Origin of the sequence: Castellaniella sp., from assembly GCF_034675845.1 — a bacterium.
In the GTDB taxonomy this organism is placed as follows: Bacteria; Pseudomonadota; Gammaproteobacteria; order Burkholderiales; family Burkholderiaceae_B; genus Castellaniella.
The window spans coordinates 397161-412691 of record NZ_JAUCCU010000001.1; the positions used below are offsets into that span (position 1 = coordinate 397161).

13 protein-coding genes and 1 pseudogene are annotated in these 15531 nt (G+C 57.7%); 2 read left to right on the forward strand and 12 right to left on the reverse strand.

Annotated elements, in window-relative coordinates; translation table 11 throughout:
• Positions 1 to 12: 12 nt before the first annotated feature.
• The 12 genes and pseudogenes from cheA to VDP81_RS02020 form a co-directional block, all read right to left on the reverse strand.
• The gene (gene cheA / locus VDP81_RS01965) at positions 13 to 2100 is read right to left on the reverse strand and encodes a chemotaxis protein CheA (RefSeq protein ID WP_323011388.1); all 2088 of its coding nucleotides are present in this window, start codon (positions 2098 to 2100) and stop codon (positions 13 to 15) included.
• A gap of 282 nt (positions 2101 to 2382) precedes the next feature.
• Positions 2383 to 3225 (reverse strand): annotated as a pseudogene (gene motB / locus VDP81_RS01970) (flagellar motor protein MotB); the annotation flags it as partial.
• Between the two features lie 15 nt (positions 3226 to 3240).
• Positions 3241 to 4113 (reverse strand): flagellar motor stator protein MotA, encoded by an 873-nt coding sequence (gene motA / locus VDP81_RS01975; protein ID WP_323011389.1) that lies wholly within the window; start codon positions 4111 to 4113, stop codon positions 3241 to 3243.
• Between the two features lie 165 nt (positions 4114 to 4278).
• A complete protein-coding gene (flhC, locus tag VDP81_RS01980) occupies positions 4279 to 4842 on the reverse strand; it encodes a flagellar transcriptional regulator FlhC (protein ID WP_323011390.1) in 564 nt (187 codons plus the stop codon).
• A 3-nt stretch (positions 4843 to 4845) separates the two neighbouring features.
• Positions 4846 to 5163: a flagellar transcriptional regulator FlhD gene (gene flhD, locus VDP81_RS01985; RefSeq protein ID WP_322994666.1), complete on the reverse strand. Its 318-nt coding sequence runs from the start codon at positions 5161 to 5163 to the stop codon at positions 4846 to 4848.
• A gap of 314 nt (positions 5164 to 5477) precedes the next feature.
• On the reverse strand, positions 5478 to 7091 hold the full coding sequence (locus VDP81_RS01990; protein WP_322995359.1) for a glycerol-3-phosphate dehydrogenase/oxidase: 1614 nt from the start codon (positions 7089 to 7091) through the stop codon (positions 5478 to 5480).
• Positions 7092 to 7111: 20 nt separating this feature from the next.
• Positions 7112 to 8845 (reverse strand): ABC transporter substrate-binding protein, encoded by a 1734-nt coding sequence (locus VDP81_RS01995; RefSeq protein ID WP_323011391.1) that lies wholly within the window; start codon positions 8843 to 8845, stop codon positions 7112 to 7114.
• Between the two features lie 106 nt (positions 8846 to 8951).
• Entirely contained in the window at positions 8952 to 9260 is a 309-nt protein-coding gene (locus VDP81_RS02000; protein WP_323011392.1) for a DUF2160 domain-containing protein, read from the reverse strand.
• A 10-nt stretch (positions 9261 to 9270) separates the two neighbouring features.
• Entirely contained in the window at positions 9271 to 10089 is an 819-nt protein-coding gene (locus VDP81_RS02005; RefSeq protein WP_322994663.1) for a carbohydrate ABC transporter permease, read from the reverse strand.
• Entirely contained in the window at positions 10082 to 10975 is an 894-nt protein-coding gene (locus VDP81_RS02010; RefSeq protein ID WP_322994662.1) for a sugar ABC transporter permease, read from the reverse strand. The genes VDP81_RS02005 and VDP81_RS02010 overlap by 8 nt, the downstream gene beginning before the upstream one ends.
• A complete protein-coding gene (locus VDP81_RS02015; protein ID WP_323011393.1) occupies positions 10972 to 12051 on the reverse strand; it encodes an ABC transporter ATP-binding protein in 1080 nt (359 codons plus the stop codon). The genes VDP81_RS02010 and VDP81_RS02015 overlap by 4 nt, the downstream gene beginning before the upstream one ends.
• Entirely contained in the window at positions 12038 to 13126 is a 1089-nt protein-coding gene (locus VDP81_RS02020; protein ID WP_323011394.1) for an ABC transporter ATP-binding protein, read from the reverse strand. Before VDP81_RS02020 ends, VDP81_RS02015 begins: the two co-directional genes overlap by 14 nt.
• Before the next feature lie 134 nt (positions 13127 to 13260).
• On the opposite strand from VDP81_RS02020, the gene VDP81_RS02025 reads away from it, so the two are divergent.
• Positions 13261 to 14037, forward strand: a complete 777-nt coding sequence (locus VDP81_RS02025; protein WP_322994659.1) for a DeoR/GlpR family DNA-binding transcription regulator — start codon at positions 13261 to 13263, stop codon at positions 14035 to 14037.
• Positions 14034 to 15527 carry a glycerol kinase GlpK gene (glpK, locus tag VDP81_RS02030; RefSeq protein ID WP_323011395.1) on the forward strand — a complete coding sequence of 498 codons (1494 nt, stop codon included), beginning with the start codon at positions 14034 to 14036 and terminating at the stop codon, positions 15525 to 15527. Before VDP81_RS02025 ends, glpK begins: the two co-directional genes overlap by 4 nt.
• Positions 15528 to 15531 lie beyond the last annotated feature (4 nt).

Genomic DNA, 15531 nt, shown 5'->3' on the forward strand with positions numbered 1-15531 from the left:
AAACGAATGAGTTCAGGCGGCTGTGACCTGCCGTTGTGCCGTTGTGCGCCGCAGGGCAAACACATCGACGATCAGGGCCACGCTGCCATCACCCAGAATGGTGGCGGCGGAAATGCCCGGGACCTTGCGGTAGTTGGTTTCGAGGTTTTTGACCACGACTTGATGCTGACCAATCAGGTGATCCACCAGCAAGGCAAAGCGCTGGTCCTCTGCCTGCAGGATGACGGCAATGGCCTTGGTCAGGTCGGTCTCTGCACCATCGACATTAAAGACCTCGTGGAGCGGTACCACAGGCAGGTATTCGCCGCGCACATGCAACATTTGTTCAGTGTCGGAAATACTGTGGATTTGCTCGGGGCTGGCCTGCATGGATTCGGTCACATGGGACAGCGGCAGAATGAAGGTTTCCTCGCCGACCTTGACCGACATGCCGTCCAGAATTGCCAAAGTCAGTGGCAATACGATGCGGGTGGTCGTGCCGACGCCCTTGCGTGAGGACAACTGCACATGGCCGCCCATGCTTTGGATATTGCGTCGCACCACATCCATGCCCACACCTCGGCCAGAAATATCCGTGACCTTTTCGGCGGTGGAAAACCCAGGTGCGAAAATCAGCTGCCAGAGTTCGTCATCGGGCGTGGATTCTGATACAGGGAAGCCTTGAGCGATGGCTTTTTTAAGAATACGGTCGCGATTAAGGCCCGCCCCATCGTCGATCACGTCAATAATAATCTGACCGCCATTGTGCTGGGCCGACAGAATCAGCGTGCCTTCGGGCTCTTTGCCCTGAGCAATCCGGGCCTCTGGGACTTCCAGCCCATGATCCAGACTGTTGCGCACCAGGTGAGTCAGGGGATCGATGATGCGCTCGATCAGGCTCTTGTCGAGTTCAGTGGCCTGGCCCTTGGTGATGAGCTTGATTTGTTTGCCAAGCTTCTGGGCATTTTCACGCACTACCCGCGGGAAGCGGCTGAAGACATAATCCATGGGCATCATGCGGATGGACATGACAGCTTCTTGAAGGTCGCGCGCATTGCGTTCGAGCTGCTCGATGCCGTTTAGCAGACGATCATGCAGAACTGGGTCCAGATACTGGGAAGTTTGCACCAACATGGCCTGGGTGATGACAAGTTCGCCCACCAGATTGATGATCTGATCAACCTTTTCCACCCCTACCCGAATCGTGCCGCTTTCTTTTTTGGCCTTGTGGGTGGATTTATCAACGGATTTATCCGTGGATTCCGGATGATCAGCGGGCGTATCCGGCTGGGCCGCAGTTGCCGGGGCGGCCACTGGCGCCTCGGGGATCGGGGCTGGAGCCGCCTGTTCTGCCGGCGCCTGTGCCGCCGGGACCGGCGCAGGCTGGGCAGATGCAGCCGCCATCGGTAGGGCCTCGCGGGCGATCTGCACCTGGTCCTGATTGACAATAAAGCAGCAGACCGCTTCGAGGTCACCAATCGGCGTCGTCGTCTGGAGCCACAGGGACAAATTGCCATCCGTGTTGTCGCGTTGCAGAATTTCGCCCATGAGGGCCATTTCATTGACCAGCGGTTCGACGTCCTTGGACTGGATATTGCTGACGCGCACATGCACTGGCAAATCCGCTGAGCTTGTCACGGGAGCGGCTGGCGATGCGGGAGCGACAGGAGGCGAGACGGGCGTTGCCGCTGCAGGGGCCGCAGGCGCAGCGGCGCCTTGCTGGTGCTCCAGGGCCAACTGGCGCAACTGGTCGCAGATACGCTCGTAGGTTTTTTGATTGGGTTTGTCAGAGCCGCGATACGCGGCGACTTGTTCGGTCAGCACGTCCTTGGTTTCCAGAAAAAGGTCGATCATGTCCTGGCGTAAAGCAAGTTCGCCATGGCGGATGAGATCCAGCAGATTTTCCAGTAGATGGGTAGTTTTGGCGAGCTCTTCGAAGCAGCCAAAGGTCCCTGCCCCACCTTTGATGGAATGGGCCGCCCGAAAAATACCGTTGAGATCATCAGTATCCGGACGATCAAGATCCAGCCCCAACAGCAGCTGTTCCATATTGGCCAACAGCTCGTCTGCCTCGTCAAAGAATGTATCGTAGAACTCGCTGAGGTCCACACCTGCACTCATGATTGCCTCATTTTAGTTGGGGGGCGCCGGCGTTTGGATCGGCACACCAAGGGGTTGAGTATCATTGTCCGGAGAAAGGTCTCCGGCGGAAATAGCCGCCTGGGGCGGCACAACACCCATATTGACTTCCGCATCAGGGCGAATAGAGTCGATTGGGGACTGTGCAGCGCCAGACACCGCAGACTGTCCGGTTTCTGAAGTCGTTATACCAGATGTTGCAGCACCTGGGGGAGTCTGATTTTTCTTGGCTTCATCCAATAATTCTTGCAGCTGGGCCCCATGCGCCCCTGCTGCATTTTGCCGATCAATGCGGCGCTCAGCGGCACGATTGAGTACCAGAATGCTGATACGACGATTTACCTCGGCCAGAGGATCGTCCTTAATCAGGTTGACGGTATCGCCCAAGCCCAGGATGCGCTTGACCTTTTTTTCAACCAGGCCGCCTGTCACCAGTTCGCGACGCGCCGAATTGGCGCGGTCAGCAGAAAGTTCCCAGTTGCTGTAACTGCGGTCCCCCGACGCATACGGCATGGCATCCGTGTGCCCGGATAAGGTGATGGCATTGGGAAGCTGGTTAATCGGCGGTGCGAGTTCGCGCAGGATATCGCGCATATAGGGCTGCACATGAGCGCTGCCCGTGGCAAACATGGGGCGGTTTTTTTGATCCAGAATCTGGATGCGCAAACCATCCGGCGTCATGTCCAGCAACAGCTGGGGCCGGAACTGCTTGAGCACTGGGTTATGTTCGATCAGGTTTTCCAGTTGTTCCTTGAGATTTTCGAGATTCGTCTGATCCTGCACGTCCTCGACATCCAGCGAAGACGAGGGTGTCGGCGGCGGGCTGATATTGGGAATCGGGCTGGGCTGCCCCCCAGGAATGATCGATTTGCTGTTATCGAGATTTTCCCCGCCGGTCACCGCAGTGATCAAGGGCGTGCGAAAGTATTCAGCAATGCCCTGGAGTTCGCTTTTTGGGACCAACGACAACAGCCACATGACCAGAAAAAATGCCATCATGGCCGTCATGAAGTCGGCGTAGGCGATCTTCCAGCTACCCCCGTGATGGGCCTCGCCATAGGCGCGCTTGCGCCGCACGACGACCCGACCGGTATCCTGTTTGGCCATGCCTGATGCCCTCGTCTAGCGTCCAGCGCCCTGGTTTTTGACTTGCTTCACGTGGGCTTCAAGCTCGATGAAAGAAGGACGCACCGTGGAGAACAGAACCTTACGGCCGAACTCGACCGACAGGGGGGGGGGATAGCCATTCATGCTGGCCAGCAAGGTGACCTTGATGCATTCCAGGACTTTGATGGAAGCAATCGACTGGCGTTCTACCGCAGAGGCAAACGGCGACACAAAGCCATAAGACAGCAAAATACCCAGGAACGTGCCTACCATGGCCTTGGCGATCAAATCGGCCAGGATCGCGGGGGGCTGGTCTACCGCCGCCAGCGCATGCACCACCCCGAGCACGGCAGCCACGATCCCGAAGGCGGGCAAGCCATCGGCCACGGCCCGCACTGCATTCAGAGGCGTATTGTGTTCGCTGTGCGTGGCTTCGATTTCCTGGTCCATCAGGGTTTCAATTTCGAAGGGATTCATGTTCCCGCTGATCATGATGCGCAGATAATCCGTCAGGAATTCCATCAACCTGGCGTCTTTCTGGACCTGCGGAAACTGCGTGAAAATGGGGCTGGCGGCGGGGTCTTCGATATCGGATTCGATCGACATCAGGCCATCGCGGCGGGATTTATTCAGCAGGGTATACAGTAGGGCGAGCAATTCCATATACAACGATTTGCCGTAGGGATTGCGCTTCAGGGCCTTGGGGATGGCCTCGAGCAGAAGTTTGATCGAGGCACCGTTACTGCCGCCGATATAGGCCCCGAACGCGCAGCCACCAATCAGCAGGAACTCGAACGGCTGGTAGAGTGCGCCCAAATGCCCGCCCACCCCGAGAAAGCTGGCAAACACCCCCACCGAGACAATCAGATAACCCAGGATGATAAACACGTGCGCACGCCTTGATAGTCAGAATAGGGTCAATGTTCGCCTGAATTCAGGCATTTAAAAGCATGGTTCAGCCGGGATTTTTGTCCGCAAATCCAAAGGCTGATCAAAAAAATACCAAAAAACCGAAAATCCACCTACCAGCATTAAACCAGACAGACCACCGCCTCAGGCCGATTTTACCGGGGCCGCCTTGCGGCGGGACCGGGTTTTGCCCGCCCTGGGAGGAGGTTTGCAGATGGCACAGACAAAATCCGTGGCTGGGTCATGCGCATGCGCGATGTATCGACCGCCACATTGATGACAAGCAGACAGCTGAACTAAATCACTATCGAAGAACCGCACCAGCATCCAAGCCCGTGTAAAGCTGAGGATGGGCTCGGCAGAGACATCATCAGGACGCAAACCAACAGAGGACTGTTCCAGGTATAGGCGGTAGGCCTCGACCATGGCCAGGGATTTCTTGGCGGGTGTGTGGTCATCAAGATAGCGGTAGACATTGTAGAACAGACTGGAGTGTATGTTCGGCAGCCAAGTCATATACCAATCCACCGAGAAAGGCAGCATGCCTTTTGGTGGAGACACCCCACGAATCTCGCGATATAAACGCGCCAGGCGATCATAGCTAAGAGAAGTCTCGGCCTGCAACACCTGAAGCCTGGCTCCCAGACGAATCATGTCGGAAGCCAGCAGTATGTCTTCGGCCTCTAGGGAGACGCTTTTGCTGGCCATGGATTAAACCGTGACTTCTTGGCTGCTGAGCAAAATTGTGGAGTGAGCCTGCTGCAATACCCCGCCCAGGACCTCATGGGTCAACGAATTAAGCAACTGGGCGTCATTCAGGCGAAAAGCACACAAGACCGAACTGGAGCCTGCGAGTTTGACGATCTGGGCAGGCGACAGTTTAAGCATGATATCGGCGACATCGGCGCTAAACCCCAAGCGAAACATGCCAGCAGCGAGGTTTTCACGCAGCAGGCGCTGGGCCAGCATCAAATAAGAGAGGTTGACCTCGCGTATATCATTGAGCAGTGCTGCGTCAGGCGTGGACATAGAAGCCCTCTGGTAGTTAGTTGATCAGGTGTATCGTGTTACCGCCAGGGATTAAGACCGTTCGATTAAGTTTTGTCAGGCGAGTAATGTTTGATGACATCTACGCTTTGGCATTGAATCAAATTAAGACATTAAAAACACGATTGCATGCAAAATTAGCATGCTCACGCATAGTATAGCCTTAATTGAGCTTACATTTGGCTCTACTCAAACCTTTAGGATTGTTTTTATTTTTCAGCCGGACACAATTTCAAACAAACCGGAAGAAAAATAAAACGCTCTTTCGTGGCTTGGCTGTTGCGTGTTCTAAGGCTTCAGACAGGCACCTGACCATACTGTCGGGCCAATGCCAAAAAGGATTCCAGCTGGCCATCGCTGCCGATTTCGGCTTGCAGGATCGCAGAGACGGCAGGCGCCGCCTGGGCCGCCTGGGCGGCATTCAAAAACAGCATTCTGTGGCGTCTAGCCAACACATCTTCGACACAGCGGGCATATTCGTGGCGTACCGCATAGCGCACCATGGACTCGGTCAGCCCCAGGCCCAACTCGATCTCCGCCCCCGGCAAAGCCTGGACAGCAAGGGATTCAGTGCCATAAGCCTGCAGACCGGGCATTGCCGCCAGGCTCGTGCCTACCGCCCCAGCCCCTGGCGCCCCCATTAAGGGGAAGTTCGCCGTGCGGCACGCGGGCAGCGCATCCAACAGGTCGGCCCGCATGCAATGCTGCAGCACATCCTGAGCCATAGACCGATAAGTCGTCCACTTACCACCAGTGACGGTGACCAGACCTGATGGGCTGATGCGCACGGTATGTTCACGACTGATGGTCTTGGTTGCGCCATCGGCTTGCGCATCGGGCCGCACCAGCGGCCGCAAGCCCACCCAGACGCTGAGCACATCACTGGCCTTGGGAGCCTGAGCCAGCACGCGGGCAGACTCATTGAGGATAAATGCGGCTTCTTCAGCCAAAGCATGCGGTTCGCGGTCTATCTGCTGGCGGGGTGTATCGGTGGTGCCCAGAATGACGTGCCCCAGCCAGGGCACCGCAAACAATACCCGGCCATCGCGCGTATGCGGCACCAGCAAGGCGTGGTCTGAAGGCAGAAAGCGACGATCCACCACCAGGTGGACCCCCTGACTGGGGGCGACCATGGGCTGGACCTGCTGACCTCGGGCAGCATCGTCCAGGCGGCGCACATCATCGACCCACACCCCAGTGGCATTGACCACGCATCGCGCCCGCACCTGTCCAGTGCGTGGCGCATCCGCAGGCGCCAGCGCGTCTTGCCAGCGCACCCCGCAGACTCGGCCATCCTGATGAAGAACCTCGACGACGGGGCAGTAATTAAGCATCAATGCCCCTTGCGCAGCCGCCGTTTTGGCCAGGGTCAGCGCCAGCCGGGCATCATCAAATTGCCCATCCCAGTATTTGACCCCGCCATATAAATGTGTGGTATTGACCCCAGGCAGCTGCTGGGCTGTCCCCGCGCGCCCCAGCCACTCGGTACGGCCCAGGCTGGCGGCTCCCGCCAGGGCATCATAGATTTTCAGACCCATGCCATAAAAAGGCAGCGTCCAAGGCCGATACGCCGGCATGATGAATGCCAGCGGTTGTGCCAAATGAGGCGCATTGTTCAGCAGCGCACGGCGTTCGTGCAGGGCCTCGCGCACCAGGCTGATATTGCCCTGGGCCAAATAGCGAACCCCGCCATGCACAAGTTTGGTGGCACGCGATGAGGTGCCCCCTGCAAAGTCGTTGGATTCCAGCAGCAGGACCGAGAGGCCCCGCAGCCGGGCATCCAGGGCAACACCCAAGCCACTGGCCCCCCCACCGATCACAATCAGATCCACCTCGTGCAGAGCATCGAGCGATTGCAGTAACTGGGTCCGATCTGTGCGGACTGGAAGATAGCTCGTGGCTTGGGACATCATATTGACACCATTCAAACTTAGTTGACGCGGCCTTCCTTCCAGGCCTGCAACAGGGAATCATATGAAACCGTTTCCGGCTTAGGATTTTCATTCGCCAGCTTCTTCCAGGGGGCATGCTCGTCACTCAGCCACTTGGAAGGATCGCTCTTGGGATTGAGCTTGGGTGCGCAACGCTTCATGCCTGCGCGCTCCAGGCGAGCCATGACTTTTTCCATATCGGCGGCCAAGCCGTCCATTGCCTGTTGCGGAGTCTTTTCTCCGGCAATGGCTTCGGAAATGCTGCGCCACCAAAGCTGAGCCAACTTCGGATAGTCAGGCACGTTGGTGCCGGTGGGCGTCCAGGCCACTCGGGCAGGGCTACGGTAAAACTCGATCAAGCCGCCATATTTGTTGGCATTTTCCGTGAAGTAATCACTGTGAATATCACTGTCACGGATGAAAGTCAGACCCGTGATGGATTTCTTCAAGGACGTGGTCTTGGCTGTTACGAACTGGGCATACAGCCAGGCAGCGGCAACCTTGTTGGCATCGTGATTTTTGAAGAAAGTCCATGAACCCACATCCTGGTAGCCATTTTGCATGCCTTCCTTCCAGTAGGGGCCATGCGGGGCCGGGGCCATGCGCCATTTCGGGGTGCCGTCCTCGTTGACGACCGGCAAGCCAGCCTTGGTCATGTCGGCGGTAAAGGCGGTGTACCAGAAAATCTGCTGGGCGATCTCACCTTGCGCCGGCACAGGTCCGGATTCGGAGAAGGTCATCCCCTGTGCCACCGGGGGGGCGTACTTCTTCATCCAGTCTATGTATTTGGTCAAGGCATAGACGGCGGCTGGCGAATTGGTCGCCCCGCCGCGTTCGACCGAAGCGCCTACCGGCGTGCAATTATCGTCCGCAACACGAATGCCCCACTCATCAACGGGCAAGCCATTGGGAGAGCCCTTGTCGGCTGAACCCGCCATCGACAGCCAGGCATCCGTGAAACGCCAGCCTAAAGACGGATCTTTCTTGCCATAATCCATGTGCCCATAAATCGGCTTGCCATCCAGGGTTTTGATGTCGTTGGTAAAGAACTCGGCAATGTCCTCGTAGGCCGACCAGGTCACTGGCACGCCTAACTCATAGCCGTATTTGGCCTTGAATTTTTCCTGCAGATCGGGACGATTGAACAGGTCATAACGGAACCAGTACAGATTGGCGAACTGTTGGTCCGGCAACTGGTACATCTGGCCGTCCGGCGCGGTCGTGAACGAAGTCCCGATAAAATCTTTCAGATCCAGGTTGGGGTTGGTGTATTCCTTACCCGCCCCATCCATGTATTCCGTCAGGGACAGGATATCGCCATAGCGATAGTGCATGCCGATCAGATCGGAATCGGAAATCCAGCCGTCGTAGATGGATTTGCCCGACAGCATCGAAGTCTGCAGTTTTTCGACAACGTCGCCTTCCTGGATCAGATCATGGTTGACCTTGATGCCCGTGATTTCGGCAAAAGCCTTGGCCAGAACCTTGGACTCATATTCATGCGTCGTGATGGTTTCAGACACCACAGAAATCTCGTCGACGCCTTGCGCCTTGAGTTTGGCGGCGGCATCGATAAACCACTGCATTTCGGTTTTTTGCTGATCTTTGGTCAGTGTGGACGGCTGAAATTCAGCATTGATCCACTTTTCTGCCTCGACCGGGCCGGCCCAGGCTGCCTGACTGCCCAGAGCGCAGGCGATTGCCAGCGCCATGGCGGTGTGGCGAAATTTCATGTTGCTCTCCTCTTGTTGAAATAAACCCCGGTACTGCTAGACGATGACGCTGCGGGGGACAGCGATGCATCAGACATCGGCTTCATATCAGTCAAGAACCAGCGATTCAGCCCTTGCGCATGACGAAGACCAAGACACCCATGGACAGCACAAAGCTGATCCAGACTGATGGTTCTTCCTGTAGGCTGAACCAATCCATGAACTGCTCGCCCAGGCCCAAAAAGCCCAGATTGATGTAAGCGGCGATCAGCAAACCGATAAACAGGCGATCCCCCCGGGTGGTCTTCATGGGTAAAAAGCCTTTGCGCAATATGGTGGGCGAGCGCAGCTCCCAGACCGTCATCCCGGTCAGCAACAGCACCACGCAAATAAAGAACACCGCCGTCGGTAAAGTCCAAACCATCCAATCGAACATGTGATGCTCCTTAGACCCGGCCCATTGCGAAACCCTTCGCAATGTAGTGGCGCACAAACCAGATGACGATGGCCCCCGGCACGATGGTCAAGGTGCCGGCGGCGGCCAGGGTGGCCCAATCCATGCCGGACGCCGATACCGTGCGCGTCATGATGGCCACAATCGGTTTGGCATTGACACTGGTGAGCGTGCGGGCCAGTAAGAGTTCGACCCAACTGAACATGAAGCAGAAAAATGCCGCCACCCCCACCCCTGACTTGATCAGGGGCAAGAAAATCGTCAGGAAGAATCTCGGAAAACTATATCCATCGATATAGGCAGTCTCATCGATCTCGCGCGGAATGCCGCTCATGAAGCCTTCGAGTATCCAAACCGCCAGGGGCACATTGAACAGCATGTGCGCCATCGCCACAGCCCAGTGAGTATCCATCAGCCCCAAGGTGGAATACAGCTGGAAGAAGGGCAGAAGAAACACAGCGGGCGGCGTCATCCGGTTCGTCAGCAACCAAAAGAACACATGCTTGTCGCCCAGAAAGGAATAGCGCGAAAAGGCATAGGCGGCGGGCAATGCCACTGCAATCGCCATGACCATGTTCAGGGAAACATAGATCAGGCTATTCACATAACCCATGTACCAAGAAGGGTCCGTCAGAATCAGACGATAGTTATCCAGCGTGAATTCCTGGGGAAACAGGGTGAACTGGGACAAGATCCCCTGGTTGGTCTTGAAACTCATGGTGACCATCCAGTAAATGGGCAACATGGCAAAAAACAGATACAGGATCAGAAACAAGGTGCGCTTGCGCGGCCAACGAGCACGATCAGTCATGGGGAACCTCCTGGGCGCCATTGCCTACGCGCAGCATCCAGTTATACAGAACGAAACAGAACAGCAAAATGATCAGAAAATACACCAGCGAAAAGGCAGCGGCCGGCCCCATATCGAACTGACCAATCGCTTTCTGGGTGAGATACTGACTGAGAAACGTCGTGGAACTGCCCGGCCCGCCACCGGTCAGCACAAAGGGCTCGGTGTAGATCATGAAGCTGTCCATGAAGCGCAGCAGGACGGCAATCATCAGCACGCCGCGCAGCTTGGGCAACTGGATATACCGAAACACGGCCCACTTGCTGGCGCCATCGATGCTGGCGGCCTGATAGTAGGCCTCTGGGATGGACTGCAAGCCGGCATAGGCCAGCAAAGCCACCAGGGGGGTCCAGTGCCAGACATCCATCAGCAGCACAGTCAGCCACGCCTGAACGGGATTGCCCACATAGCTGTAATTGATGCCGATCTCGGTCAATACCCAGCCAAACAGGCCAATGTCGGTGCGCCCGAATATCTGCCAGATCGTGCCCACGACATTCCAGGGAATCAGCAAGGACAAGGAAATAATCACCAGCACGGCCGAGGCCCACCAGCCCTTGGACGGCATGGACAAGGCCAGCATCACCCCCAGCGGAATTTCAATGGCCAGCACCGACCCGGAAAACAGCAATTGACGCAGCAAGGCCGCGTGCAGGTCTTCATCGCGCATGACACTGCTGAACCATTCGGTCCCGACGAAAACCGCCTGATTGGGTCCAAGTATGTCCTGTACGGAGTAATTGACGACCGTCATCAAAGGAATAATGGCCGAGAAGGACACACACAGAATGACGGGCAGAATCAACCACCAGGCCTTCTGGTTGACGGGTTTGACGGTCGTACTCATGCGATGAGTTCCTCGTTCTGGTAGAAGCAGGTATGAATACCCAGCAAGACCGGATGCAGCTGTGAGTTTTCCTGGGGGGTGGGTGCGTCAGGCGCAATATGGGCTTTTAGTTCCTGGGAGCCTGCCTGCAGGCTGACGAGCTGGCTGGTACCTATCTGCTGGACCCGGCGCACCGTAGCCGGGATGGACCCCGCCACTGGTTCTGGAGAAAGCCGCAGGTATTCCGGGCGTATGCCCAGCGTCAGGGCGCCATCCGGCAAAGCAGGCAAGCCTTGGCTGGCAATGCACTGTTCCTGAAACCACAACGACTGATCAGCCTGAAAGCGCACCGGCAGAAGGTTCATGCCGGGCGAGCCGATGAAATGACCGACAAAAGTATGCCGGGGGCGTTCGAACAGGTCGGCTGGCGTACCCTGCTGCACGACACGGCCACGGGCCATGACCAGCACCTGGTCGGCAAAGGTCATGGCCTCGACCTGGTCATGGGTCACATAAATCAGGGTCAGGCCGAGTTCGTGGTGGATTTGCTTGAGTTTGCGGCGCAGTTCCCACTTCAGGTGCGGATCAATCACGGTCAGCGGTTCGTCGAACAAGACCGCCGAGACATCCGGGCGCACCAGACCACGCCCCAGGGATATTTTTTGCTTGGCATCGGCGGCCAGATTGGCGGCACGCTGATCCAGCACAGCCGACAGATCCAGCATTTCGGCGATGCGCCCTACCCGATCGCGAATCTGGTCCGCCGGCACACGGCGATTACGCAGCGGAAAGGCCAGATTTTCGCCTACGGTCATCGTGTCGTAGATGACGGGAAACTGGAAGACCTGGGCAATATTGCGCTGCTGGGGGGTGGCATGGGTGCAATCCACGCCGTCGAACTGCACACTGCCGTGCGAGGCTGCCACCAGCCCGGAGATAATATTCAGCATAGTGGTCTTGCCGCAGCCTGAAGGACCCAGCAAGGCATAGGCTCCGCCATCATCAAAGGTGATCTTCAGGGGCAGCAGGGCGTAGTCCGCATCGGACTTCACGACTTTGTGGTAGCTATGGGCCAAATCCAGATCAATACGCGCCACGATTGGCCTCCTGGGTGTAAGGAGCATGCAACAAGGTCTCATCCGCTCCAAAGACATAGGCCTGTCGGCTGGAAAAATGAAAAGTGATGGTGTCGCCCAACTGGTGATGACTGACACCAGGCACCTGGGCAATCAGCGTGCCCACCGGCGTATCGGCATGCACATAGGTGGCAGAGCCCGAGATCTCGGCCAGCTGAACCTGGCCGCTGACGCGGCAGTCTTCGCCCTGGCTGCGCAACGACAGATCCGCCGCCCGCAGGCCCACGGTAACCGGCCCAGCAGGCAAGGCTGCCGCATCAGGCAGACGCATGTCATTGATGCCCTGGCACCGCAAGACACCCTGCGCAACCTGGGCCGATAGAAAGTTCATGGGGGGATCGCTGAAGGCCCGGGCAACCCGCATCGACACAGGCCGACGAAACACATCAATGGTTGGCCCGTACTGCAGCAGTTCCCCTTGGTCCAAAACAGCGGTATAGCCACCCAGCAGCAGGGCCTCGCCGGGTTCGGTGGTTGCGTAAACCACAGAAGATCGGCCCTGAGCAAACATCAGGCTGAGTTCTTCGCGCAGATCTTCGCGTAATTTGTAATCCAGATTGACCAGGGGCTCGTCCAGCAGCATCAGCGGCGCATCCTTCGCCAGAGCGCGCGCCAAGGCCACCCGCTGCTGCTGTCCGCCAGAGAGTTCGGCCGGCAAACGCCCCAGGAATTCCTCGATGTGCAGGGTCCGGGCGATCTCGCCCACCCGCGACTGGATATCGTTCTGTCCCCGCAAACGCAACGGCGACGCAATATTGTCAAAAACCGTCATGGACGGATAGTTGATGAACTGCTGATACACCATGGCGATATTGCGATCGCGCACAGGAACACCAGTGACATCATGCCCATCGACCAGCACACGCCCCGCCGTCGGGGTATCCAAGCCCGCCATGACACGCATCAGACTGGTCTTGCCGGCCCGGGTGACACCCAACAACACCGTCACGGCAGATTCCCGCAAGGTCAGATCCAGGGGATGCAGCCAGGTTTCAAGCCCGACTTTTTTCTCTACCCCGGCGAGTTTGAGCAGCATGGAATGCCTCTCCTTTTGTTTCGATTTTGTCTATTATCGTTCGTTTCTATCGTATTTTATCCCCATGTAAACCCTAGGATTGGTTCTTTAATTTTCGTTGTACAGTGATTCTTGTTCGAATCCAGCTTATTTCCATGAATCAGAACCCTCGACAAATTCGACTGCTCAAGCACTTGCACATCGCCGGTGCCAGCAGCCTGGACGATCTGGCCACCCACCTGCAAGTCACGGTACAGACTGTGCGGCGGGATGTGCAACGCCTGGCCGAAGCCAATCAGGTGATTCGCTTTCACGGCGGTGCACGGCTACCCGCATCCACCACCGAAAATATTGCCTATCGCCAGCGCGCCCAGTTGCATGCCCAGGCCAAGCAACGCATCGCCCAGGCCATCGCCAGAGAAATCCCCAATGATTGTTCGTTGATGATCAATATCGGCACGACCGCCGAAGCCATTGCCCAGGCCTTGACCGGCCACACGGGACTGCGCATCATTACCAACAACATCAATGTGGCCTATATGCTGGGCCAACAGCCCAGCTGCGAAGTCATTCTGGCCGGTGGCAATGTGCGTCCACGCGATCTGGCCATCGTGGGCGAGGCCACCGTCGAGTTCATCCGACAATTCAGGGCGGACATTGCCATCATGGGGATTTCAGGCATCGAAGAAGACGGCACACTGCGTGATTATGATTATCGTGAGGTCAAGGTCTCACAGGCCATCATGCAGTCGGCGCGCGAGGTCTGGATGGCCACGGACATCAGCAAATTCCACCGCCCTGCCATGGTCAGGGTGGGCGAACTCAATCAAATCAACCGCCTGTTCACGGATGCACGACCGCCCGATCCGTTTCCCGGCATGCTGAAGGCAGCCGGGATTGACTGCGTGATAGCCCCCGAGGACCCGACATGACTTATTTGCTCGCCCTGGATCAGGGCACATCCAGCACCCGCAGCATTGTCTTTGACCGGCTGGGCCGCATCGTGGGTCTGGCACAACGAGAACTCACCCAACACTATCCCCAGCCAGGCTGGGTAGAGCACGATCCGCTGGAGATCTGGGCCACTCAGCGCGATACCCTGCACGAGGCCCTGAACCGCGCCCGCGTGTCGGCGCGCGACATCAGTGCCATCGGCATCACCAACCAGCGTGAAACCACGGTGGTCTGGGATCGCCACACCGGCCAACCCATCCATCCCGCCATCGTCTGGCAAGACCGCCGCGCCGAGCCTACCTGCGTCGAACTGCGCACGCGGGGATTGGAAGACACGATTTTGCAGCGCACCGGGCTGCGCGTGGATGCGTATTTTTCAGCCACCAAGCTGAAATGGATACTGGACCACGTATCCGGCGCCCGCCGTCGAGCCGAGGCAGGCGAGCTGCTGTTCGGCACCATCGACAGCTGGTTGATCTGGCAACTGACCGGCGGCCAGCGGCATCTGACGGACGTCAGCAATGCTGCCCGTACCATGTTGATGGATGTGCACAGCAATCGCTGGGATCCGGAACTGCTGGGGGAACTGGGTATTCCAGCCGCCATGATGCCCCAGATACTGCCCTCGTCGGCAGACTTCGGACATACCGCATCCGCCATCCTGGATCATGCCGTGCCCATCTGCGGCGTGGCGGGCGACCAGCAAAGCGCACTCTTCGGACAGGCCTGCTTTCGCCCAGGAATGGCGAAAAACACCTATGGCACAGGCTGCTTCATGCTGATGCATACCGGCGAACATTTCCAGGTCTCGGAAAACGGCCTGGTCACCACCAGCGCCGCTCAGACGGATGCCCAGCCCGCCTATGCCCTGGAAGGCAGCGTGTTTGTCGGCGGTGCCGTGGTGCAGTGGCTGCGCGACGGCCTGCACGCCTTCACGCGCAGTAGCGACATCGAGGAAATGGCCCGCAGTGTGCCGGATTCGGACGGGGTGATGTTCGTGCCGGCGTTCACCGGGCTGGGAGCCCCCTGGTGGGACCCCAATGCCCGCGGCACCATCACCGGACTGACCCGTGGCACCACCATGGCGCATATTGCCCGCGCAGCCCTGGAAAGCATTGCCTACCAAAGCGCAGCCTTGTTGCAGGCCATGAGCCGCGATGCCCAGGCCGCTGGCGCCGACGCCTTGCAGGCCCTGCGCGTGGACGGCGGCGCGTGTGTCAATGATCTGCTGATGCAGTTCCAGGCTGATCTGCTGGGCATTCCGGTGCTGCGCCCGACCATGGTGGAAACCACCGCGCTAGGAGCAGCTTTTCTGGCTGGCCTGCAGGTCGGCATTTATGCCAACTTGCAGGAACTCGAGTCCCTCTGGCGCATCGAGCGTCAATTCGACCCGGCCATGCCCCGAGATCAGGCAGCCGCTCATCTGGCACAATGGGATCATGCGATCCGTCAAACCACCGCTGGCTGAATTC

Coding starts and splice junctions, on each gene's coding strand:
- flhC (WP_323011390.1), bottom strand. CDS start 4,842: ATGGCCAGCAAAAGCGTCTCCCTAGAGGCCGAAGACATACTGCTGGCT.
- cheA (WP_323011388.1), bottom strand. CDS start 2,100: ATGAGTGCAGGTGTGGACCTCAGCGAGTTCTACGATACATTCTTTGAC.
- VDP81_RS01990 (WP_322995359.1), bottom strand. CDS start 7,091: ATGTCCCAAGCCACGAGCTATCTTCCAGTCCGCACAGATCGGACCCAG.
- glpK (WP_323011395.1), top strand. CDS start 14,034: ATGACTTATTTGCTCGCCCTGGATCAGGGCACATCCAGCACCCGCAGC.
- VDP81_RS02000 (WP_323011392.1), bottom strand. CDS start 9,260: ATGTTCGATTGGATGGTTTGGACTTTACCGACGGCGGTGTTCTTTATT.
- VDP81_RS02025 (WP_322994659.1), top strand. CDS start 13,261: ATGAATCAGAACCCTCGACAAATTCGACTGCTCAAGCACTTGCACATC.
- flhD (WP_322994666.1), bottom strand. CDS start 5,163: ATGTCCACGCCTGACGCAGCACTGCTCAATGATATACGCGAGGTCAAC.
- VDP81_RS01995 (WP_323011391.1), bottom strand. CDS start 8,845: ATGAAATTTCGCCACACCGCCATGGCGCTGGCAATCGCCTGCGCTCTG.
- VDP81_RS02010 (WP_322994662.1), bottom strand. CDS start 10,975: ATGAGTACGACCGTCAAACCCGTCAACCAGAAGGCCTGGTGGTTGATT.
- VDP81_RS02020 (WP_323011394.1), bottom strand. CDS start 13,126: ATGCTGCTCAAACTCGCCGGGGTAGAGAAAAAAGTCGGGCTTGAAACC.
- VDP81_RS02005 (WP_322994663.1), bottom strand. CDS start 10,089: ATGACTGATCGTGCTCGTTGGCCGCGCAAGCGCACCTTGTTTCTGATC.